The sequence below is a fragment of the Streptomyces sp. NBC_00045 genome (assembly GCF_045041095.1).
Lineage (GTDB): Bacteria > Actinomycetota > Actinomycetes > Streptomycetales > Streptomycetaceae > Streptomyces.
The window spans coordinates 4419661-4439005 of record NZ_CP108271.1 but is presented as its reverse complement, the minus strand read 5'-3'; the positions used below and the strand labels follow the sequence as shown (position 1 = coordinate 4439005).

At 71.2% G+C, this 19345-nt stretch carries 22 protein-coding genes and 1 tRNA gene; 8 read left to right on the top strand and 15 right to left on the bottom strand.

Annotation, left to right across the window (positions count from 1 at the left end):
• Positions 1-273: 273 nt before the first annotated feature.
• The 3 genes from OHA65_RS20855 to nth form a co-directional block, all read right to left on the bottom strand.
• A complete protein-coding gene (locus tag OHA65_RS20855) occupies positions 274-1476 on the bottom strand; it encodes a MarP family serine protease (RefSeq protein ID WP_327284594.1) in 1203 nt (400 codons plus the stop codon).
• Between the two features lie 13 nt (positions 1477-1489).
• Positions 1490-2251 carry a CoA pyrophosphatase gene (locus OHA65_RS20850; protein WP_327284593.1) on the bottom strand — a complete coding sequence of 254 codons (762 nt, stop codon included), beginning with the start codon at positions 2249-2251 and terminating at the stop codon, positions 1490-1492.
• Between the two features lie 127 nt (positions 2252-2378).
• Complete coding sequence (gene nth, locus OHA65_RS20845; protein WP_371644310.1) at positions 2379-3137, bottom strand: endonuclease III; 759 nt, start codon at positions 3135-3137, stop codon at positions 2379-2381.
• Between the two features lie 353 nt (positions 3138-3490).
• On the opposite strand from nth, the gene OHA65_RS20840 reads away from it, so the two are divergent.
• Both OHA65_RS20840 and OHA65_RS20835 read left to right on the top strand, forming a co-directional pair.
• Complete coding sequence (locus OHA65_RS20840; protein ID WP_003981529.1) at positions 3491-4165, top strand: Crp/Fnr family transcriptional regulator; 675 nt, start codon at positions 3491-3493, stop codon at positions 4163-4165.
• A 109-nt stretch (positions 4166-4274) separates the two neighbouring features.
• Positions 4275-5075 carry a nucleotidyltransferase domain-containing protein gene (locus OHA65_RS20835; protein ID WP_405762272.1) on the top strand — a complete coding sequence of 267 codons (801 nt, stop codon included), beginning with the start codon at positions 4275-4277 and terminating at the stop codon, positions 5073-5075.
• A 135-nt stretch (positions 5076-5210) separates the two neighbouring features.
• On the opposite strand, the gene OHA65_RS20830 is transcribed toward OHA65_RS20835, so the two are convergent.
• The 5 genes from OHA65_RS20830 to OHA65_RS20810 all read right to left on the bottom strand — a co-directional run bounded on the left by OHA65_RS20830 (position 5211) and on the right by OHA65_RS20810 (position 8053).
• The gene (locus OHA65_RS20830) at positions 5211-5501 is read right to left on the bottom strand and encodes a hypothetical protein (RefSeq protein ID WP_327284591.1); all 291 of its coding nucleotides are present in this window, start codon (positions 5499-5501) and stop codon (positions 5211-5213) included.
• Positions 5498-6343: an MBL fold metallo-hydrolase gene (locus OHA65_RS20825; RefSeq protein ID WP_327284590.1), complete on the bottom strand. Its 846-nt coding sequence runs from the start codon at positions 6341-6343 to the stop codon at positions 5498-5500. Before OHA65_RS20825 ends, OHA65_RS20830 begins: the two co-directional genes overlap by 4 nt.
• Positions 6340-7239 carry an NUDIX hydrolase gene (locus OHA65_RS20820; RefSeq protein ID WP_329314187.1) on the bottom strand — a complete coding sequence of 300 codons (900 nt, stop codon included), beginning with the start codon at positions 7237-7239 and terminating at the stop codon, positions 6340-6342. The genes OHA65_RS20825 and OHA65_RS20820 overlap by 4 nt, the downstream gene beginning before the upstream one ends.
• Positions 7240-7427: 188 nt before the next feature.
• Positions 7428-7895, bottom strand: a complete 468-nt coding sequence (locus OHA65_RS20815; protein WP_327284588.1) for a RidA family protein — start codon at positions 7893-7895, stop codon at positions 7428-7430.
• Complete coding sequence (locus tag OHA65_RS20810) at positions 7892-8053, bottom strand: DUF4177 domain-containing protein (RefSeq protein ID WP_007264966.1); 162 nt, start codon at positions 8051-8053, stop codon at positions 7892-7894. Before OHA65_RS20810 ends, OHA65_RS20815 begins: the two co-directional genes overlap by 4 nt.
• Before the next feature lie 100 nt (positions 8054-8153).
• Here OHA65_RS20810 and OHA65_RS20805 point away from each other — a divergent pair, with 100 nt between their 5' ends.
• Entirely contained in the window at positions 8154-9134 is a 981-nt protein-coding gene (locus OHA65_RS20805; RefSeq protein ID WP_405762270.1) for an ArsA family ATPase, read from the top strand.
• 92 nt (positions 9135-9226) lie between these two features.
• Positions 9227-10462, top strand: a complete 1236-nt coding sequence (locus tag OHA65_RS20800) for an ArsA family ATPase (protein WP_328765220.1) — start codon at positions 9227-9229, stop codon at positions 10460-10462.
• A gap of 61 nt (positions 10463-10523) precedes the next feature.
• Here the strand turns inward: OHA65_RS20800 and OHA65_RS20795 are convergent, their stop codons facing one another.
• Positions 10524-10874 carry a WhiB family transcriptional regulator gene (locus tag OHA65_RS20795; protein ID WP_030228569.1) on the bottom strand — a complete coding sequence of 117 codons (351 nt, stop codon included), beginning with the start codon at positions 10872-10874 and terminating at the stop codon, positions 10524-10526.
• 397 nt (positions 10875-11271) lie between these two features.
• Between OHA65_RS20795 and OHA65_RS20790 the strand changes: the two genes are divergently transcribed.
• Complete coding sequence (locus OHA65_RS20790) at positions 11272-13566, top strand: transglycosylase domain-containing protein (RefSeq protein ID WP_327284586.1); 2295 nt, start codon at positions 11272-11274, stop codon at positions 13564-13566.
• Positions 13567-13623: 57 nt separating this feature from the next.
• Here OHA65_RS20790 and OHA65_RS20785 read toward each other — a convergent pair whose 3' ends face one another.
• Complete coding sequence (locus tag OHA65_RS20785; RefSeq protein WP_327284585.1) at positions 13624-14085, bottom strand: GatB/YqeY domain-containing protein; 462 nt, start codon at positions 14083-14085, stop codon at positions 13624-13626.
• Positions 14086-14152: 67 nt separating this feature from the next.
• On the opposite strand from OHA65_RS20785, the gene OHA65_RS20780 reads away from it, so the two are divergent.
• From OHA65_RS20780 to OHA65_RS20770, 3 genes are all read left to right on the top strand, one after another.
• Positions 14153-15091: a metallophosphoesterase gene (locus OHA65_RS20780; protein ID WP_327284584.1), complete on the top strand. Its 939-nt coding sequence runs from the start codon at positions 14153-14155 to the stop codon at positions 15089-15091.
• 115 nt (positions 15092-15206) lie between these two features.
• Positions 15207-15280: transfer RNA gene (locus tag OHA65_RS20775), tRNA-Pro, on the top strand.
• 366 nt (positions 15281-15646) lie between these two features.
• The gene (locus OHA65_RS20770; protein WP_327284583.1) at positions 15647-16387 is read left to right on the top strand and encodes a metallophosphoesterase; all 741 of its coding nucleotides are present in this window, start codon (positions 15647-15649) and stop codon (positions 16385-16387) included.
• 12 nt (positions 16388-16399) lie between these two features.
• Here the strand turns inward: OHA65_RS20770 and OHA65_RS20765 are convergent, their stop codons facing one another.
• The 5 genes from OHA65_RS20765 to OHA65_RS20745 form a co-directional block, all read right to left on the bottom strand.
• Positions 16400-16804, bottom strand: a complete 405-nt coding sequence (locus OHA65_RS20765) for a GNAT family N-acetyltransferase (RefSeq protein ID WP_327284582.1) — start codon at positions 16802-16804, stop codon at positions 16400-16402.
• A 68-nt stretch (positions 16805-16872) separates the two neighbouring features.
• Entirely contained in the window at positions 16873-17388 is a 516-nt protein-coding gene (locus OHA65_RS20760; protein ID WP_327284581.1) for a DUF5956 family protein, read from the bottom strand.
• A gap of 32 nt (positions 17389-17420) precedes the next feature.
• Positions 17421-18716, bottom strand: coding sequence for a cytosine deaminase (gene codA, locus OHA65_RS20755; protein WP_327284580.1), 1296 nt, complete (start codon positions 18714-18716; stop codon positions 17421-17423).
• Between the two features lie 119 nt (positions 18717-18835).
• Complete coding sequence (locus OHA65_RS20750; RefSeq protein WP_159044533.1) at positions 18836-19003, bottom strand: hypothetical protein; 168 nt, start codon at positions 19001-19003, stop codon at positions 18836-18838.
• Positions 19004-19099: 96 nt separating this feature from the next.
• A complete protein-coding gene (locus OHA65_RS20745; RefSeq protein ID WP_327284579.1) occupies positions 19100-19264 on the bottom strand; it encodes a hypothetical protein in 165 nt (54 codons plus the stop codon).
• Positions 19265-19345 lie beyond the last annotated feature (81 nt).

Sequence of the window (19345 nt, the reverse complement as noted above, 5' to 3'; positions counted from 1 at the left end):
GGTTACCGACCTTGGGGCCCGGGCACAGCTCGTTGTATGGGCTGGACGTACGACTACGGTGACACCGCACGCGAACGCCGCCCGGCAGCGACGCCGGGCACACACGGGAGGACGGGCCGGGACGGCCACGACCCCCGACTCGGGATCCCACGCATCCTGCGCAGGCGGGCCCGCTGGGTCTCGGCCCGCCTGCGGCATCCACGGACGTAGCCGGCACCGCGCCCGGTCCCGTACGGGCCGCGCTGCCCGTACGGGCAACCCGTCCCGTACGGGTCAGAGGGCGCAGCCCTGGCTGTCGACCCGCCGGTCGGAGACCCTTCCGATCCTGACGTCGTCGCGCACCTCGTCCGCCGTCAGCGCGTACCCGGTGTTCGGGTCGTCGAGCGACTTCGCGAACACGACCCCGTACACCTTGCCGTCGGGCGTGAGCAGCGGGCCGCCGGAGTTGCCCTGGCGGACGGTCGCGTACAGCGAGTAGACATCGCGCCGGACCGTGCCGCGGTGGTAGATGTCCGGGCCGTTGGCGTTGATCCGGCCGCGGACGCGGGCCGCGCGGACGTCGTACGAGCCGTTCTCCGGGAAGCCGGCGACGATCGCGTCACTGCTGCTCACCGCGTCCTTGTCGGTGAACTCCAGCGCGGGCGCCTTCAGCTTGGGCACGTCCAGGACGGCGATGTCGCGCTCCCAGTCGTAGAGCACGACCTTGCCGTCGTACAGCTTGCCCTCGCCGCCGATCTGCACGGTGGGCTCGCCGACCCCGCCGACGACATGCGCGTTGGTCATCACCTTGCCTGGCGCGAAGACGAAGCCGGTGCCCTCCAGGACCTTGCTGCAACTCGGCGCGGTACCGACGACCTTCACGATCGAGTGCTTGGCCGCCACGGTGACGGGGCTGCGGGCGAGCGCCGGGTCGGGCGCCTTCACCTCGGTGATCGGCTCGTTCGAGAACGGGCTGAAGACCTGCGGGAAGCCGCTGCGCGCAAGGGTGGAGCTGAAGTCCGAGAACCAGGTGTTGGCCTGGGCCGGCAGCACCCGCGAGACGCCGAGCAGCACCTTGGAATTGCGGACTTCCTTGCCCAGCGTGGGAAGTGACGTCCCGGCGAGCGCCGAGCCGATCAGCCAGGCCACCAGCAGCATCGCGACGACGTTGACCAGGGCCCCGCCCGTCGCATCGAGCGCGCGCGCCGGCGACCACGTGATGTGGCGGCGCAAGCGGTTGCCCAGGTGGGTGGTGAAGGCCTGCCCGATCGAGGCACAGACGATGATCACGACCACGGCGATCACGACGACCGTGGTGGACACCTGGGTGCCGTTGTCGGTCACCCGGTCCCAGACCAGGGGGAGCAGGGACACGGCAAGGAGACCACCGCCGAGGAAGCCGATCACCGACAGGATGCCGACGACGAACCCCTGGCGGTAGCCGACGATCGCGAACCACACGGCGGCGACCAGCAACAGGATGTCCAGCACGTTCACGAGGGTCACCGTCTCATGCGCGCCAGTCGAGCGGGACCTGCCTGGACCGGTCCCATGGGCGCTCCCACCCGGCGAAATGCAGCAGCCGGTCGATCACTCCAGCGGTAAAACCCCAGACCAGAGCCGATTCGACGGTGAAAGCGGGGCCCAAGTGGCCGCTCGGGTGGACGGCCGTGACGCGATGATCGGGGTCCGTGAGATCGGCCACGGGAACCGTGAAGACGCGGGCGGTCTCGGCCGGATCCACGGCGCCGACAGGGCTGGGATCGCGCCACCAGCCGAGCACCGGGGTCACGACGAACTCGCTGACCGGGATGTAGAGCCGCGGCAGCACGCCGAACAGCTGCACGCCGGCGGGGTCGAGGCCGGTCTCCTCCTCGGCCTCGCGCAGAGCCGCGCGCAGCGGGCCGGTGGTGTGTGGATCGCCGTCCTCCGGATCGAGGGCGCCGCCGGGGAACGAGGGCTGGCCGGGGTGTGAGCGCAGGCTTCCGGCGCGCTCCATGAGCAGCAGCTCGGGGCCGCGGGGGCCCTCGCCGAACAGGATCAGCACGGCGGACTGGCGGCCGCGACCGTCCTCGGGGGGCAGGAAGCGGCTGAGCTGGGTCGGTCGGACCGTCCGCACGGCTTCCACGACGGGACCGAGCCACTGCGGCAGCCCCTGGCTGCTCACCCGCGGACCCCCCTGGTCCGCGTACGGGTTGCCCCGCGCCTCGCCCTGCTGCGGCGGCGCGGCCGCCTGGGCCACGCCGCTCTCGTCCCGCGTTCCGCGCGTCATAGGCACCCCTGCTCCTCGCCGTCGCCGACACCGCCGCCGACGCCATCGCCGTCCCGATACGGGGACAACGCACCCCCGGGCCGGATTCGTTCCTCCGCGGGTCGCCGTGCGGCGGCCCGTACCGCGCTCAGGAGACCGCCTGGCCTCCGCCCGCCGGTTGGGCCGGGAGGCCCGGGTAGTCCGGCGGCGGGCTCAGCCGCTGGCCGGGCTGGCCGCCCTTCTCGTACTTCAGCAGCTTCTTCGCCTTCTCCGGGTCCGTTTCGCCCTCCCCGTACGCCGGGCACAGCGGGGCGATCGGGCAGGCGCCGCAGGCGGGCTTGCGGGCGTGGCAGATCCGGCGGCCGTGGAAGACGACCCGGTGCGAGAGCATCGTCCACTCGCTCTTCGGAAAGATCGCGCAGATCTCCGCCTCGACCTTCTCCGGGTCCTCCTGATCGGTCCACTTCCAGCGGCGCACCAGCCGGCCGAAGTGGGTGTCCACGGTGATCCCCGGGACGCCGAACGCATTGCCGAGCACCACGTTGGCCGTTTTCCGGCCGACTCCGGGCAGCGTCACCAGGTCCTCGATCCGGCCCGGCACCTCGCCGCCGAAATCGTCCCGCAGGGCCTGGGAGAGGCCCATCAGCGAGCGCGCCTTCGCCCGGAAGAACCCGGTCGGCCGGATGATCTCCTCCAGCTCCTCGGGCACGGCCGCGGCCATGTCCTCGGGGGTCGGATAGGCGGCGAACAGGGCCGGGGTCGTCTGGTTCACGCGCAGGTCGGTGGTCTGGGCGGAGAGGACCGTGGCGACCAGCAGCTCGAAGGGGTTCCGGAAGTCGAGCTCGGGGTGGGCGTAGGGGTAAATCTCGGCCAGCTCCCGGTTGATGCGGCGGGCCCGTCGCACCATGCCCAGCCGTGATTCCGTTTTCTTGGCCGAAGCTTTGCCCTGGGGGCTCGGCAGGGCCCTCCGGGGCTTTCCGGACGTCTTCTCGGGGGCTTGTTCGCCCACAGCTGAATCGAGTCCGCCCGTCACTCCTGCGGACCCCTTGGCCTGTGCTCTCACCGGCTTATTGGACACCCGGCCAGCCTAAGGCCGGGCGCTGACACCCGTCTGGACCTCAGGTAACACCACTCCGATTGGCCTCTCGCCGCACAGCACGCCCGTCCGTCCGGCATCCTTGTGATTGATCGCACTGTTTGAGCCGTCCGGCAAAATGGGGAGCACGGTCCCCTGAGCTGGTCGACATAGGAGAGAGACTCGTGGACGACGTTCTGCGGCGCGCCCCGCTCTTCGCGGCGCTCGATGACGAGCAGGCCGCGGAGCTCCGCGCCTCCATGGGCGAGGTGACCCTCGCACGCGGTGACGCCCTGTTCCACGAGGGCGACCCCGGCGACCGGCTGTATGTCGTGACCGAGGGCAAGGTGAAGCTGCACCGCACCTCCCCCGACGGCCGCGAGAACATGCTGGCCGTCCTCGGCCCCGGCGAGCTGATCGGCGAGCTGTCGCTGTTCGATCCCGGCCCGCGCACCGCCACCGCTACCGCCCTGACCGAGGTCAAGCTGCTGGGCCTCGGCCACGGCGACCTCCAGCCCTGGCTCAACGCCCGGCCTGAGGTCGCGACCGCACTGCTGCGCGCGGTCGCCCGGCGCCTGCGCAAGACCAACGACCAGATGTCCGACCTGGTCTTCTCCGACGTCCCGGGCCGCGTCGCCCGCGCCCTCCTGGACCTCTCGCGCCGCTTCGGCGTGCAGTCCGAGGAAGGCATCCACGTCGTGCACGACCTGACGCAGGAGGAGCTGGCCCAGCTGGTCGGCGCCTCCCGCGAGACGGTCAACAAGGCCCTCGCGGACTTCGCGGGCCGCGGCTGGCTGCGCCTGGAGGCGCGCGCGGTCATCCTGCTGGACGTGGAACGCCTGGCGAAGCGCTCGCGCTGACCGCGGTTTCGCACCGCATGGAGGGGTTCCGCCCGACCGGGCGGGGCCCCTCCGTGCGTTCCGCCCGCGGCGGGGCCCGGCCCCGGCAGCCGGCTGGGAGAGTGTGGCCATGGAGCGCAGAGGGCTGGACGCGTACGGGTGCTTCGAGCGCGAGGGGTCACTCGGCCGGGTGCAGCGCAGCTTCGCGCCGGTCGTCGCCGCAGCGCGCGAGCGCATCGGCGCGGCCTACGGGCAGCGGCTGCACAGCGCCTACCTGTACGGGTCCGTGCCGCGCGGGACCGCCCGGCCGGGGCGGTCGGACCTCGACCTGCTTCTCGCCCTGCACCACGATCCCGGCGACGAGGACCGGGACACCGCCGAGGTGCTGGCGCGCGGGCTCGACCAGGACTTCGCCGAGGTCGACGGCGTCGGCATCCTGCTCCACGGCAAGGGCCGGCTGCTGAGCGAGCAGGAACGCTACGACCTGGGCTGGTTCCTCGCCTGCCTGTGCACCCCGCTGCTCGGCGCGGACCTGGCCGAGCACCTTCCGCGCTACCGCCCGGACAGCCTGCTCGCCCGTGAGACCAACGGCGATCTGACCGCCGTGCTGCCCCGGTGGCGGGCGAGGGCGCGGGCCGCGTCGACCCCCGCCGACTACTGCAGGCTCAGCCGTCACGTCGCGCGGCACCTGGTGCGCACCGGGTTCACCCTCGTGATGCCCCGGTGGGGCGGCTGGACCAGCGATCTCGCCGAGTCCGCGGAGGTCTTCGGGCGGTACTACCCGGAGCGCGCCGCACAGATGCGGGCCGCGGCAGCGGTGGCACTGGAACCGGCCGAGGACCCGGTCGTGCTGCACGGGTACCTGGAGGACCTCGGACCGTGGCTCGCGGACGAGTACACGGCCGTGCACGGCACCAAGACGCCCCGCTGAAACGTCACGCCGTCACGGCCCGGACGCCCGTCACGGCCACGGGCACCCGTCAGGGGCTCAGGCGCTCGTCAGGGGCCCAGGCGCTCGTCAGGGCGCCAGTCAGGGCCCCGGGGCCCTGGGCGCCCCCCTCAGGCCTCAGGCGCCCGTCAGGGCCTCGACCGCCTGCTTCGCCTCAAGGAGACCCGCCCCGGTGAGCCGGCGGTAGACCCGGATGGCCTCGACCGTGCGGCCGTCGCGCACCAGCGCCCGTACCTCGTCCAGCCCGGCCGGCTCGGGCTCCTCGATGCCGAAGTGGTCCAGGACCAGGCCCAGCCGCCGCTCCAGAAGCTCCGAGCGCCGCTCCAGGGCCTTCATCCGCAGCGTCACGGTCGAGGTGATCCAGGCTGCCGTACCTATGAGCGCGAGCAGCAGGAAAATCGTGTTCATTCGGGCCCTCCGGGGATCAGTCCGTGATCTTGAAGGTACTCCAGCTGCGCTCGTACGGACCATTCCGCGGCCGGCCAAAGCGAGCGGTCCACGTCCGCGTAGACGTGGGCGACGACCTCCTCGGGGGTGGCGTAGCCGTTCTCGACTGCGGTCTCGACCTGGGCGAGGCGGTGCGCCCGGTGGGCCAGGTAGTACTCCACCACACCCTGTGCGTCGTCCAGGACCGGCCCGTGGCCCGGGAGCACCGTCTGCACGCCGTCGTCGACCGCCAGCGAGCGCAGCCGGCGCAGCGAGTCCAGGTAGTCGCCGAGCCGGCCGTCGGGGTGGGCCACGACGGTGGTGCCGCGGCCGAGGATCGTGTCGCCGGTCAGGACGGCGCGGTCGGCGGGCAGGTGGAAGCAGAGCGAGTCGGCGGTGTGGCCAGGCGTCGGGACCACGCGCATCTCCAGGCCGCCGGTCCGGATCACGTCCCCGGCTCCGAGCCCCTCGTCGCCCAGGCGCAGGGCGGGGTCCAGGGCGCGGACCTTGGTACGGGTCAGCTCGGCGAAGCGGCCGGCGCCCTCCGCGTGGTCGGGATGGCCGTGGGTGAGGAGGGTCAGCGCGATCCGCTTGCCCGCCCGCTCGGCGGTCTCCACGACGGCGCGCAGGTGGGCCTCGTCCAGTGGGCCGGGGTCGATGACGACGGCTTCCGTGGAGTCGGGCTCCGAGACGAGCCAGGTGTTCGTGCCGTCCAGGGTCATCGCGGAGGCGTTGGGGGCCAGGATGTTGACCGCGCGGGCGGTGGCGGGCCCTGAGGTGACGATTCCGCGGGGCTGTCCGGGCAGGGCGGCGGCGTTCGTCACGGGGTGCCTCCGGGGCGGACGTGCTTGGTGAACTCGTCGTGCCCCGGCCAGCTGAGCACCAGCTCGCCGTCCACCAGCGCGGCCTCGGCCAGTACGGGGGTCAGGTCCTGGGCGGCGGCCGCGGCGAGGGCGCGGGCGGCGCTCCCGTACGGCTCCAGCGAGCGCAGCGTGGAGATGGTGGGCGGCATCATCAGCAGCTCGCCCTTGTCGTAGCCGGCGGCGGCGTCCGCGGGGCGGATCCAGACGGTCCGGTCGGCCTCGGTGGAGGCGTTGCGGGTGCGCTGGCCCTCCGGGAGGGCGGCAACGAAGAACCAGGTGTCGTAACGGCGGGGCTCGAACTCCGGGGTGATCCAGCGGGCCCAGGCGCCGAGCAGGTCGGAGCGCAGCAGCAGGCCCCGGCGGTCGAGGAAATCGGCGAAGGACAGTTCGCGGGCGACGAGGGCCTCCCGGTCGGCCTCCCAGTCGTCGCCGGTGGTGTCACCGACGACGGTGTCGGGGGTCTCCCCGGCGAGCAGGACGCCCGCCTCCTCGAAAGTCTCGCGGACGGCTCCGCAGACGATGGCCTGGGCGGTGCGGGGATCGGTGGCGAGGCGGTCGGCCCAGGCGTCGCGGTCCGGGCCCGCCCAGCCCACGAGGTGTTCCTCATCGCGCGGGTCGACCCCGCCACCGGGATAGGCGTACGCGCCGCCGGCGAAGGCCATGGAGGCCTTGCGGCGCAGCATGTGCACGGCGGGCCCGTCGGGGGTGTCGCGGAGGAGCATGACCGTGGCGGCGCGCCGGGGTTCCACCGGAACGAGGGAACCGTCCATGAGCGCGCGGATGCGATCGGGCCATTCCGGCGGGTACCACTGACCTCCGGCGGGGGGCTGCTGCTGACCGTGCTGACCATTCGGCATGACGGGATGCTACGGGGATCCGGCCCGATGTTCGAGAGTGCCCCGGCGGCGGGCCGGGGTCTCTGCGCCGCTGCGTCCCGCCGGGGCCCTACCGCGCGAGCGGTGGGCCGGGGCGGGCACTGCGTCGGAGCACTGCGTCAGAACACGGCCCCGGGGCACTGCGTCAGGACGTGCGTCGGGGCACCGCGTCAGGGGGCGATCTCGACCTGGATCTCGACCTCGACGGGGGCGTCCAGCGGGAGCACCGCCACGCCGACGGCGCTGCGGGCGTGGACGCCCTTCTCGCCGAGGACCGCACCCAGCAGCTCGCTCGCGCCGTTCAGTACGCCCGGCTGACCCGTGAAGTCCGGGGCCGAGGCCACGAATCCGACGACCTTCACGACACGCGCGATCTTGTCCAGGTCACCGATCACGGACTTCACCGCGGCCAGGGCGTTCAGCGCGCAGGTCGCGGCCAGCTCCTTGGCCTGCTCCGGCGAGACCTCGGCGCCGACCTTGCCGGTGACTGGAAGGCTGCCCCTGACCATCGGGAGCTGCCCCGCGGTGAACACGTACGCGCCCGACCGCACGGCCGGCTGGTACGTGGCCAGCGGCGGGACGACCTCGGGCAGGGTCAGGCCGAGCCCGGCCAGCTTCGCCTCGACAGCGCCGCTCATGCCTTCTCCCGCTTGAGGTAGGCCACGAGCTGCTCGGGGTTGTTCGGGCCGGGCACGACCTGGACGAGCTCCCAGCCGTCCTCGCCCCAGGTGTCCAGGATCTGCTTGGTGGCGTGGACCAGCAGCGGGACCGTCGCGTATTCGAACTTCTTGGTCATGGGGGCGAGCGTAATGCCTGTCGCCCTGCGGGTCCGCCCGGCCGGAGGCTGGGGGAGGCTCATGCGCGGTCCGAAGGGCGAGTGGTTAGGCTCAGACGCTGTGAGCAGGCTCCAGGTGGTCAGCGGCAAGGGCGGAACCGGAAAGACCACGGTCGCCGCGGCACTCGCGCTCGCCCTCGCGCGTGAGGGCAGAAGGACGCTTCTGGTCGAGGTCGAGGGCCGGCAGGGGATCGCGCAGCTCTTCGGGGCGGAGGCGCTCCCGTACGAGGAGCGGAAGATCGCCGTCGCCTCGGGCGGCGGGGAGGTCTTCGCACTGGCCATCGACGCCGAGCGGGCGCTGTTGGACTACCTCCAGATGTTCTACAAGCTGGGATCCGCCGGCCGTGCCCTCAAAAAGCTCGGCGCGATCGACTTCGCGACGACCATCGCGCCCGGGCTGCGGGACGTGCTGCTGACGGGCAAGGCGTGCGAGGCGGTCCGCCGCAAGGACAAGGCGGGCCGGTTCATCTACGACCACGTGATCATGGATGCGCCGCCGACCGGGCGGATCACCCGCTTCCTGAACGTCAACGACGAGGTGGCGGGACTAGCCCGGTTCGGGCCGATCCACAACCAGGCGCAGGCCGTCATGAAGGTGCTCAAGTCCCCGGAGACGGCCGTCCATCTGGTCACGCTGCTGGAAGAGATGCCCGTCCAGGAGACCGCCGACGGGATCGCCGAGCTCCAGGAGGCCGGGCTGCCGGTGGGGCGGGTCGTCGTCAACATGGTGCGGCCGCACCACCTGGACGAGGACGCCCTGCGCGCCGCCGCCGGTGAGCGGCGGGCCGACGTGGCCAAGGCGCTGTCCCGGGCGGGTCTGGGCGGCGCGCGCCGCGGCGGGCTCGCGGAGCGGCTGGTGGACCCGCTGCTCACGCAGGCCACCGAGCACGCGAGCCGGGTGGAGCTGGAGCGCGCGCAGCGCACCGTACTGCAGCAGTTGGACGTGGCGACGTACGAACTCCCGCTGCTCGGCGCGGGGATGGATCTGGCCGGGCTGTACGAGCTGGCCTCGGAGCTGCGGAAGCAGGTGGGTGGGGAATGAGCGGGGCCACCACCAAGACCACCACCAGGACCACCGTCCACACCACCACCAGGACCGCCGGCGCGAGCGCCGGGACGAAGACGGGGATCGGCATGGACACTGCGCCGCGGCTGGCCGTGGACCGGCTGCTGGACGACCCCGCGACGCGGATCATCGTCTGCTGCGGCGCGGGCGGGGTCGGCAAGACCACCACCGCCGCGGCCCTGGGCGTACGGGCGGCGGAGCGCGGGCGGAAGGTGGTCGTGCTGACCATCGACCCGGCGCGGCGGCTCGCCCAGTCGATGGGCATCGACTCGCTGGACAACACCCCTCGCAAGGTGAAGGGGGTCGACGGCGGCGAACTGCACGCCATGATGCTCGACATGAAGCGCACCTTCGACGAGATCGTCGAAGGTCACGCGGACCCCGAGCGGGCTCAGGCCATCCTCGCGAATCCCTTCTACCAGTCGCTGTCGGCCGGCTTCGCGGGCACGCAGGAGTACATGGCGATGGAGAAGCTGGGCCAGCTGCGGGCGCGGGACGACTGGGACCTGATCGTCGTGGACACTCCGCCGAGCCGCTCCGCGCTGGACTTCCTCGACGCGCCGAAGCGGCTGGGGTCCTTCCTGGACGGGAAGTTCATCCGGGTGCTGATGGCCCCCGCGAAGGTGGGCGGCCGGGCGGGGATGAAGTTCCTCAACGTCGGCATGTCCCTGATGACCGGCACGCTCAGCAAGCTGATGGGCGCCTCACTGCTGAAGGACGTACAGACGTTCGTGGCCGCGATGGACACGATGTTCGGCGGGTTCCGCACCCGTGCGGACGCGACGTTCCGGTTGCTCCAGGCTCCGGGTACGGCGTTCCTCGTGGTCGCGGCGCCCGAGCCGGACGCGGTGCGGGAGGCTGCGTACTTCGTGGAGCGGCTGGCCGCAGAGAACATGCCGCTGGCCGGGCTCGTACTGAACCGGGTGCACGGCAGTGGTGCCGACCAGCTGTCCGCCGAGCGGGCGTTGGCCGCCGCAGAGAATCTTGAAGAAGGCGGCATTGTCGATCAGGAGTCCGGGAAAGCTGGACTTCGTGACTCGGCCGACCCGAACTCAGACCCCGATGTCGACGCCGACGCCGACGCCGATGCCGACGTGGACGAAATCACGGCAGGACTGCTGCGCCTGCACGCCGAACGGATGCAGGTGATCGCGCGCGAACAGCGCACACGCGATCGATTCACCTCCCTGCACCCCGAGGTGGCGGTGGCCGAGGTGGCCGCCCTGCCCGGCGATGTGCACGACCTCGCCGGGCTACGGGCCATCGGAGAGCGACTCGCGGCCGGGGTTCCGGCCGGAGCGTAGGCGTTCGTACGACGGCTGCCTCCGGGTACGGAGGCACTCGTACGCGGGACGCGCGAGGGGTCTACCCGGCTGCCGCGTACGTCTCGTACGAAACGTCGATCTCCGCATCGACATCCACGGTGAGGATGCCCGTACTGCGCTCGTACTCCGTGCGGGCGGTTTCGAGCAGCCGTCGCCACGAGGTGACGGTGGGACGCCTGCGCAGCAATGCGCGACGCTCCCGCTCGGTCATTCCGCCCCATACTCCGAACTCGACACGATTGTCGAGCGCGTCGGCCAGGCACTCGGTGCGCACCGGACACCCGGTACACACCGCCTTGGCCCTGTTCTGTGCCGCTCCTTGAACGAACAGTTCATCCGGATCGGTAGTGCGGCAGGCTGCCTGCGCACTCCAGTCGGTAACCCAGCCCATCCCGGCGCCGTCCTCTCCCGAATCGAGGCTCCCCCACGGCGGTAGCGGCATATTCACCGCTGCCAGTTGAGGACGTTACGGAAGGCGGGCACGGTGCAACACCCCCGACGGGCCCAATCTTGAATGGTCCGAACGGACTATGGGTAAGCGGCAGATCACCCGACGGAGTGATCCGGCGACATGCGCGACCATTCCGGCAATTCGGATGGAATCGGCGGACCATGGACGAACGACCGTCAGGGTGAGGGGCGAGATTCGGACATAAGTCCACCCCATTCGGGAAGGGTGAAAATCAAGCCGAGGGGTTGATGTCGCACCACACTGCTGTGACAGTTGGGGACAGCTTAGGCCAAGGCATTCGCGCGTGTCCGGCGAATGAGAACGTAGGCTGCCCTCCATGGGAAAGAAGCGCTCGGGCGCCGGGCTCACGGGGCCGCAGCAGGCCGCCAAGTTCCTCGGGGTGTCCGTTCTCTCCGGAGTTGTGCTGGCCGGCATCGCGATCCCGGGCGCAGGCGCCCTGGGGCTCGCCGCGAAGGGCACGGTCGAGGGATTCGATGAGATCCCGGCCAATCTGAAGACACCGCCGCTGAGTCAGCGCACGACGATTCTGGACGCCGAAGGTGGCTTGATCGCCACGGTCTATTCACGGGACCGGCAGGTGGTACCGCTCACGGCCATCTCCCCGTACATGCAGAAGGCGATCGTCGCGATCGAGGACTCGCGTTTCTACGAGCACGGCGCGGTCGACCTGAAGGGCATCCTGCGCGCGGTCAACCGCAACGCGCAGGAGGGCGGCGCCGCGCAGGGCGCCTCCACGTTGACGCAGCAGTACGTGAAGAACGTGTTCGTCGAGGAGGCCGGCGACGACGAGACCAAGGTGCGCGAGGCCCAGGAGAAGAGCCTCGGCCGCAAGATCCGCGAGCTGAAGTACTCGATCCAGGTCGAGGAGGAACTCGGGAAGAAGAAGATCCTTGAGAACTACCTCAACATCACGTACTTCGGCCAGCAGGCATACGGAATCGAATCCGCCGCTCAGCGCTACTTCAGCAAGCCGGCCAAGGACCTGACCCTGGACGAGTCGGCGCTGCTGGCGGGCGTCGTGCAGTCGCCGAGCCGGTTCGACCCGGTGAACGACGTGCAGGAGGCGACGAAGCGCCGGAACGTCGTCCTCCAGCGGATGGCCGACATGAAGGACGTCTCGCAGGCCGAGGCGGACGAGGCCAAGAAGAAGCCGGTGACGCTGAAGGTGACGCGCCCGAAGAACGGCTGCATCACCGCCGTCAAGGGCGCGGGCTTCTACTGCGACTACGTGCGCAACACCTTCTTGACCGACCCGGTGTTCGGCAAGACCCGCGAGGAGCGGGCCAAGCTCTGGAACCAGGGCGGCCTGACCGTGCGTACGACGCTGGACCCCCAGTCGCAGGAGTCCGTCAACGAGTCGATCAAGGAGCACGTCAACCAGGACGACAAGGTCGCCACGGCCGTCACCCTGGTACAGCCGGGCACCGGCCGCGTCCTCGCCATGGGCCAGTCCAAGCCGTACGGCTTCGGCAAGAACGAGACCCAGATCAACTTCTCCGTGGACAAGCGGATGGGCGGGTCGAACTTCGGCTTCCCCACGGGTTCGACCTTCAAGCCGTTCGTCGCGGCCGCGGCCATCGAGCGGGGCGTATCGCCCGGCAAGACGTACCTGTCCCCGCACGACATGGAGTACCCGAGCCCGGTGCAGACCTGCGGCGACAAGCCCTGGGTCAACACCTCCCACGACCGGGTCGAGAACGAATCCGAGTCCGAGCGCGGCCCGTACGGCATGCAGGACGCGATGGCCAAGTCCGTCAACACGTACTTCGTGGAGATGATCTCCGAGAACGGGCTGTGCCCCGTGACCGAGATGACCACCAAGCTCGGCGTGATCCCGGCCGACGGGACGAAGCTGCCCGAGGTCCCGGCGATCGCGCTCGGCACCGAGGGCATGTCGCCGCTGACCATGGCGAACGCCTACGCGACCTTCGCCAACCGCGGCGTGTACTGCACCCCCATCACCCTGGAGTCCATCACCGACTCGCACGGCAAGGCCCTGGCCGTGCCGAAGTCCCAGTGCGACCGCGTCATGTCGGAGAAGACCGCCGACACCATCAACACGCTGCTGCTCGGCGTGGTCGACTCCGGTACGGGTACCGCCGCGGGTCTGACCGACCGGCAGAACGCGGGCAAGACCGGCACCACCGACAGCCGTTACAACGCATGGTTCGTCGGGTACACGCCGAACATGGCCGGCGCGACCTGGGTCGGCTCGGGCGGCTCCAAGCAGGTGTCGATGGAGAACATCACCATCGGCGGCCAGTACTACGACAAGGTCTACGGCGGCGGGCTGCCCGGCCCGATCTGGAAGCAGGCGGTCTCGGGCGCGCTGTCGGGCCGGGAGGCACCGAACTTCACCACGGTGGCCATCCCGGAGGGCGGAATGCCCACCGGCGGCGGCCGACCCAGCACGAACCCGAACCCGAACCCGACCCCGAACAAGCCGGGCAAGCCCGGCAAGCCGGGCGGCGACAACAAGCCCGGCGGCCGCCCCGGCGGTCAGACGGCTGCGGGCACCATGGGCGGTGCGACGGGCGGCAACACCCCGCCGAACCCGTTCCCGAACATCACCCTGGATCCGGGCGTGATCGGCGGCCCGGAGGAGCAGTAGGAAAGAGGAAGGGCCCCGCCCGCGCAACGCGCGGGCGGGGCCCTCTTCTCTGTCCTCTTACGAAAGCTGCTTCTTGACGGCGGCGGCGACCCGGCCGCCCTCCGCCAGACCGGCCACCTTCGGGCCCACGATCTTCATGACGGCACCCATGGCCCGCGGCCCCTCGGCGCCCGCCGCCTTGGCCTCCTCGACGGCCTGCGCCACGATCGCGCCGAGCTCGTCGTCGCCGAGCTGCTTGGGCAGGTACGTGTCGAGGAACTCGCCCTCCGCCGTCTCGCGCGCGGCCTGCTCGGGACGACCACCCTGCGCGAAGGCCTCCGCGGCCTCGCGGCGCTTCTTCGCCTCCTTGGCGATCACCTTCAGCACCTCGTCGTCGGAGAGCACGCGCGCTTCCTTGCCCGCGACCTCCTCCTTGGTGATGGCGGAGAGCGTCAGGCGCAGCGTGGACGAGTGCAGCTCGTCGCGCGCCCTGATGGCGGTGGTGAGGTCTTCCTGGAGCTTGGCTTTGAGCGTGGTCATGAGCCGAGTCTGCCAGGTCATGGGGCAGTGGCGCCCGCCGGTTTTCCGCGTCTGCGACGATGGGGCCATGCGTGCGCGTTACGGAGTACCCCTGAAGGTCACCGCATCGATCGCGGCCGTGGGGGCCGCTGGTGTGGCCTATGCCGCCGGTTTCGAGGCGCGGTCCTTCCGCCTGCGCCGGATCACCGTGCCGGTCCTCCCCGCCGGGATGCGCCCGCTGCGCGTGCTCCAGGTCTCCGACATCCACATGGTCGGCGGACAGCACAAGAAGCGCGCCTGGCTCCAGTCCCTGGCCGGCCTGCGCCCGGACTTCGTGGTGAACACCGGCGACAACCTCTCCGACACCGAGGGCGTTCCGGAGGTGCTGGACGCCCTGGGCCCCCTGATGTCCTTCCCCGGCGTGTACGTCTTCGGGTCGAACGACTACTACGGGCCGCGGCTGCGCAACCCCGGGCGCTACCTGATCGAGAAGGTCCAGGGGCGGCACGGCCTGAACGGCAACAAGCCGGTCGTCGGCGCCGTGCACAACCCGTGGGAGGAGATGCGGGACGCCTTCGACGCGGCGGGCTGGGTCAACCTCACCAACACCCGCGGCCGCCTGAAACTGCCCGGCTTGGAACTGGCCTTCACCGGCCTCGACGACCCGCACATCAAGCGCGACCGCTACGCGCGGGTGGCGGGCGGGCCGGAAGCCGACGCCGACTTCTCCATGGCCGTCGTGCACGCCCCGTACCTGCGGGTCCTGGAGTCCTTCACGGCCGACCGGTACCCGCTGATCCTGGCGGGGCACACCCACGGCGGGCAGCTGTGCATCCCCTTCTACGGGGCGCTCGTCACCAACTGCGACCTGGACACCAAGCGGGTCAAGGGGCTCTCCACGCACGAGGCGGACGGCCACCGCGCCTACCTCCACGTCTCGGCGGGGTGCGGCACGAACCGCTACACCCCGGTCCGCTTCGCCTGCCCCCCGGAAGCCACCCTCCTGACCCTGACCCCGAAGGCCTGACCCCCACCGGTCCGGGGCCCGTCGCCCCCCTCGCGAAAACCGGATTTCGTCTCCGGCCGAGGGTCCGCTAAAGTAATCGATGTCGCCAAGACAGCAACTGCTGCAAGGCGGCGATCGGGGTGTAGCGCAGCTTGGCAGCGCGCTTCGTTCGGGACGAAGAGGTCGTGGGTTCAAATCCCGCCACCCCGACAGAGTAAGACCAGGTGAGAGCCGGTGCAGGGAAACCTGCACCGGCTCTTTCTGCGTCTGGGTGTCTCACTGGGTGACCAAGGGCTCGGAGCGGCCCCGAAGATCTCGTCCGTGGCCGTCGCCCCCGTCTGGATCACCAGCCGGACCTGCTTCCGATAGACCGCTTCGGTGACGGCCGGCCCCGAAAGCCCGATGAGCCGGGAGGTCTCGTCGAGCGGGCCCCCAGGTCGGAGATCAGCGGGACGAAGCCGATCTCCGGTGGGGTGCGACGAGTTGGGCTCGGGGAGGGGTGGCGCGGGTAGCGTCGGGGAGGACCGGGCCGGGGCGCTTCCCCGTCGCGGCCGGACCCTCCTGGAAGGACGACCCGTGACCGTCATCGCGCATGTCAGTGACCTGCACTTGGACCTCTCGGAGCGGGCCACGCGGCGGGCGCTCACGATCATGAACTATCTACGGGACCTGCCCGGGCCCCTCGATGCCGTCCTGGTCTCCGGGGACATCGCCGACCACGGCGCGGCGGACGAGTACGCGCAGGCCCGCGAGCTGTTCGAGCTGCCGTACCCGGTGCTGGTGCTGCCCGGCAACCACGACCGGCGGGCGGCGTTCCGTACCGGGCTGCTGGACGGCAAGCCGGACGACGAGGAGCTGAACCAGGTCGTCCGGACGCCCGGAGCCGTCTTCGTGCTGTGCGACTCGACGATCCCGGGCAGCGACGAGGGCCTGCTCAGTGATCACACCCTGCGGTGGCTCGACGGGACGCTGACCGCCGAGGGGGGTGAGCTGCCCGTGTTCGTGTGCTTCCACCACCCGCCGGTCGACCTGCACACCCCGCACGTGGACCGGGTCCGGCAGTTCGGTGAGGAGCGGCTCGCCGCGGTGCTGGGGCGCCACCCGCAGGTCGTGGCCCTGCTGTGCGGGCACGCGCACGTCGCCGCCGCCACGACGTTCGCGGGCCTGCCGCTGCTCGTCGCGCCCGGGGTCGCCTCGACCGTTCCGCTGCCCTTCGAGGGGCGGCCCGTCGTGGACCACGAGCTGGCGCCGGCGCTGGCGTTCCACGTGCTCGACGAGCAGTGGCGGCTGGTCACGCACTATCGGACGCTCGGCTAGTCCGTTTCAGGTTCAGCCGAGTGCGGCCAGGGTCCAGGCGGACTCGTGGCGGTCGAACCCGATGTGCGGGTAGTACTCCACCGCGGCCGGGGCCGCGAGCAGGACGAGCTTGGCCTGCGGCGCGGCCTCCCGGGTGACCCGGATCAGGTCCCGGCCCACGCCCCGGCGCTGGAACTCGGTGTCCACGGCGAGGTCGCCCAGGTACGTGACGTAGCAGCCGTCGGTGACCGAGCGGGCGATGCCGATCAGCCGGCCGTCGAGGCGGGCGGTGACCACGAGGTTGGCGCCGGCGAGCATCTTGGTGAACCGTTCGACGTCGTCGACGGGACGGCGCTCTCCGAGGGTGGACGCGCGGTAGAGGGCGGTGACTTCGGCGACGTCGAGGCTGGCGCCCACGACGGGCTCACACTTCCACATGGCTTTCCGGCTCCTTGCTCGGTTCTTCCGGTCGGGCGTTCACATGATCGCCGGTGCCGGGGAGGCCGTCAGCAGTCGGGTCCGTCGGCCATCGAGTCGAGTTCGGCGCGGGTTAGTGCGAGGAAGTCGGCGGTGGGCCGGGCCTCCACGCCGCGCTCCCGCGCCACCGCGGTTACGTGTGCCAGGACCGCCCCCACCGTGGGAAAGGAACCGAGCGGGCGCAGCAGCCACAGCCGGCCCTGCGGCCGGGGCGGGAGGTCGAGGCCCGTGAGGACCTCCTCGGCCTCCCAGTCGAGGTCGTGCAGGTCGGGGTCGGCGAGCGGGGCGGCCTCGACGTCGGTGATGTGCCCGTGGCCGTCGAGCCCGGTCCGGACCGCCCAGTGGGTGGACCGGTCTGGGATCCAGGTCCGGGACGCCGGGGGCCACACGTACGGGAGGAACACCCACAGCGTGTCCTCGGGCGCGGGTTCCCAGCCGAGCACCTCCAGCTCCCGGACCTCGGGCAGCCGGTCCGGCTCCTGTTCGCTGCGGCCGGTCCGGCGCAGTGCGAGCGGGTGCGGTGTTCCGTCCTCGTCCCACGACATGCGCGCAGGCTACCGCCGGAGCGGGCGGCGGCCTACGATCGGCGGAAGTCCACCTGCGCGGGTGGTTCCCCCGGCCAGTTCAGCCGTGTCGGCGCGGGCGGCGTCTCGGCGATCACGGTGCCCCGCGCGACCACGTACCGCGGCCGGACCTGGCGGCGCAGGGCTTCCGCGGGGGTTTCGGCGGGCAGCAGCACGAACGAGGCGGGAGCGCCCTCCGCGATGCCGTACTCGGCGGCCGTCAGGCCCAGTACGCGCGCCGCACGCTCCGTCACCATCTCGAAGGCCACCGGGATTTCGTCCGCTCCGGTGAGCTGGGCCGCGTACAGGCCGACGAGGGCGGTCTGGAGCGGGTTCGCCGTACCGAGGGCGTTCCACGGGTCCATCACGTCGTCGTGGCCGAAGGCGACGTTGACGCCCGCCGCCAGCATCTCCTTGACCTGCGTGAGGCCGCGCCGCTTGGGGTAGTCGTCGAAGCGCCCTTGGAGGTTGAGGTTCGCGAAGGGGTTGGAGACCAGGTTGATCCCGGAACGGGACAGCAGCCGCCGGAGTTTGAAGCTGTACGCGCCGCCGTAGGAGCCCATCGCCGTGGTGTGCGAGGCCGTCGCCCGCTCCCGCAGCCCCGTGCGCAGCGCGAGCGCGGCCAGCACCTCCACGAAGCGGGACTGCTCGTCGTCGATCTCGTCGCAGTGGGCGTCCACGCGCAGGCCGTGTTCCCCGGCCACCGCGAAGGCGATGCCCAGCGAGGCGACGCCGTCCTCGCGGGTGTCCTCGAAGTGCGGGATCGCCCCGACGACGTCGGCGCCGCGCCGGACCGCCTCGCGCAGCAGCGCCTCGCCGTCCGGGAAGGAGACGATGCCCTCCTGCGGGAAGGCGACGATCTGCAGGGTCAGGACGTCCCGGACCCGGTCGCGGACCTCCAGCAGCGCGTCCAGGGCGGTGAGCGACGGGTCGGTGACGTCGCAGTGCGTCCGCACGTGCAGCACGCCCTGGGCCGCCTGCCAGCGCAGCACCTGCGTGGCCCGCGCGACGACGTCCTCACGGGTCAGGGTCCGCTTGCGCTCGCTCCAGCAGGCGATGCCCTCCCACAGCGTCCCCGAGGCGTTCGGGCGCGGTTCCCCGGCGGTCAGGGCCGTGTCCAGGTGGATGTGCGGTTCGACGAAGGGAGCCGTCAGCAGCCCGCCGTGCGCCTCGATCAGCACGCCGGTGGCCGGTGGCTCCTTCTGGTCGTCGTACGGGACCACCCGCGCGATCCGGCCGTCCTCGGCGACCTCGACGTCGGACAGGCCGTCGGTGTGGAGCAGCCGGGCACCCCGGACGATCATCCGCATGCGGCCAGCCTACGACCGTGGCCCGTGGTTCCCGGGAGGAACCACGAGCCACGACCGGTGAATCCTTGACCCTGAATCCGTGGGCAGCGGCAGCGGAGGTCGCTCGGCCTCCGGTGGTCTCAGCCGCGCTTGGCCTGGGCCTTCTGCTGCATGCCCCGCGTCTTCGCGGAGACGGACTGCACGTCTTTGACCGCTGCCTTGGCGCGTGCCTCGGCCGCCGTGTTCTTCGCCCGTTCCCGCTCGCGCTCCGCGGCCTGTGCCGTACCGGCACGAGCCTTCTTGGCCATGATCACTCCTCCTCGGGACGCACCGGAGGGTCTACGCCCTCCACTGTCCCTCCGTCGGGAGGAGGCGGCATCCTCGGAGAGATCTGCAGCAGTGGGTCAGCCGCGCCCGCCCTTGCGGCGCTGCTCGCGCATCTGGTCCTCCTTCATGGCCATCGTCTGCGCCTCCCGTACGTCCTCGACCAGCTGCGCCGGCTTGTTCGGCATTTGGGATTCCGACGTCCGACGGTCCTCGTGAGTCTGTTCCTTGCGCTTGTTCGCCATGATCACTCCTCACTGGAAAACGGCTGGGTGGGACCCCGCCCACGCTGCCTCCTCCCGGCAGTCCCGACCATCCGGCAGCGC

Coding starts and splice junctions, on each gene's coding strand:
- OHA65_RS20850 (WP_327284593.1), bottom strand. CDS start 2,251: ATGACGCGCGGAACGCGGGACGAGAGCGGCGTGGCCCAGGCGGCCGCG.
- nth (WP_371644310.1), bottom strand. CDS start 3,137: ATGGTGCGACGGGCCCGCCGCATCAACCGGGAGCTGGCCGAGATTTAC.
- OHA65_RS20835 (WP_405762272.1), top strand. CDS start 4,275: ATGGAGCGCAGAGGGCTGGACGCGTACGGGTGCTTCGAGCGCGAGGGG.
- OHA65_RS20830 (WP_327284591.1), bottom strand. CDS start 5,501: ATGAACACGATTTTCCTGCTGCTCGCGCTCATAGGTACGGCAGCCTGG.
- OHA65_RS20820 (WP_329314187.1), bottom strand. CDS start 7,239: ATGCCGAATGGTCAGCACGGTCAGCAGCAGCCCCCCGCCGGAGGTCAG.
- OHA65_RS20815 (WP_327284588.1), bottom strand. CDS start 7,895: ATGAGCGGCGCTGTCGAGGCGAAGCTGGCCGGGCTCGGCCTGACCCTG.
- OHA65_RS20810 (WP_007264966.1), bottom strand. CDS start 8,053: ATGACCAAGAAGTTCGAATACGCGACGGTCCCGCTGCTGGTCCACGCC.
- OHA65_RS20800 (WP_328765220.1), top strand. CDS start 9,227: ATGGACACTGCGCCGCGGCTGGCCGTGGACCGGCTGCTGGACGACCCC.
- OHA65_RS20795 (WP_030228569.1), bottom strand. CDS start 10,874: ATGGGCTGGGTTACCGACTGGAGTGCGCAGGCAGCCTGCCGCACTACC.
- OHA65_RS20790 (WP_327284586.1), top strand. CDS start 11,272: ATGGGAAAGAAGCGCTCGGGCGCCGGGCTCACGGGGCCGCAGCAGGCC.
- OHA65_RS20785 (WP_327284585.1), bottom strand. CDS start 14,085: ATGACCACGCTCAAAGCCAAGCTCCAGGAAGACCTCACCACCGCCATC.
- OHA65_RS20780 (WP_327284584.1), top strand. CDS start 14,153: ATGCGTGCGCGTTACGGAGTACCCCTGAAGGTCACCGCATCGATCGCG.
- OHA65_RS20765 (WP_327284582.1), bottom strand. CDS start 16,804: ATGTGGAAGTGTGAGCCCGTCGTGGGCGCCAGCCTCGACGTCGCCGAA.
- OHA65_RS20760 (WP_327284581.1), bottom strand. CDS start 17,388: ATGTCGTGGGACGAGGACGGAACACCGCACCCGCTCGCACTGCGCCGG.
- codA (WP_327284580.1), bottom strand. CDS start 18,716: ATGCGGATGATCGTCCGGGGTGCCCGGCTGCTCCACACCGACGGCCTG.
- OHA65_RS20750 (WP_159044533.1), bottom strand. CDS start 19,003: ATGGCCAAGAAGGCTCGTGCCGGTACGGCACAGGCCGCGGAGCGCGAG.
- OHA65_RS20745 (WP_327284579.1), bottom strand. CDS start 19,264: ATGGCGAACAAGCGCAAGGAACAGACTCACGAGGACCGTCGGACGTCG.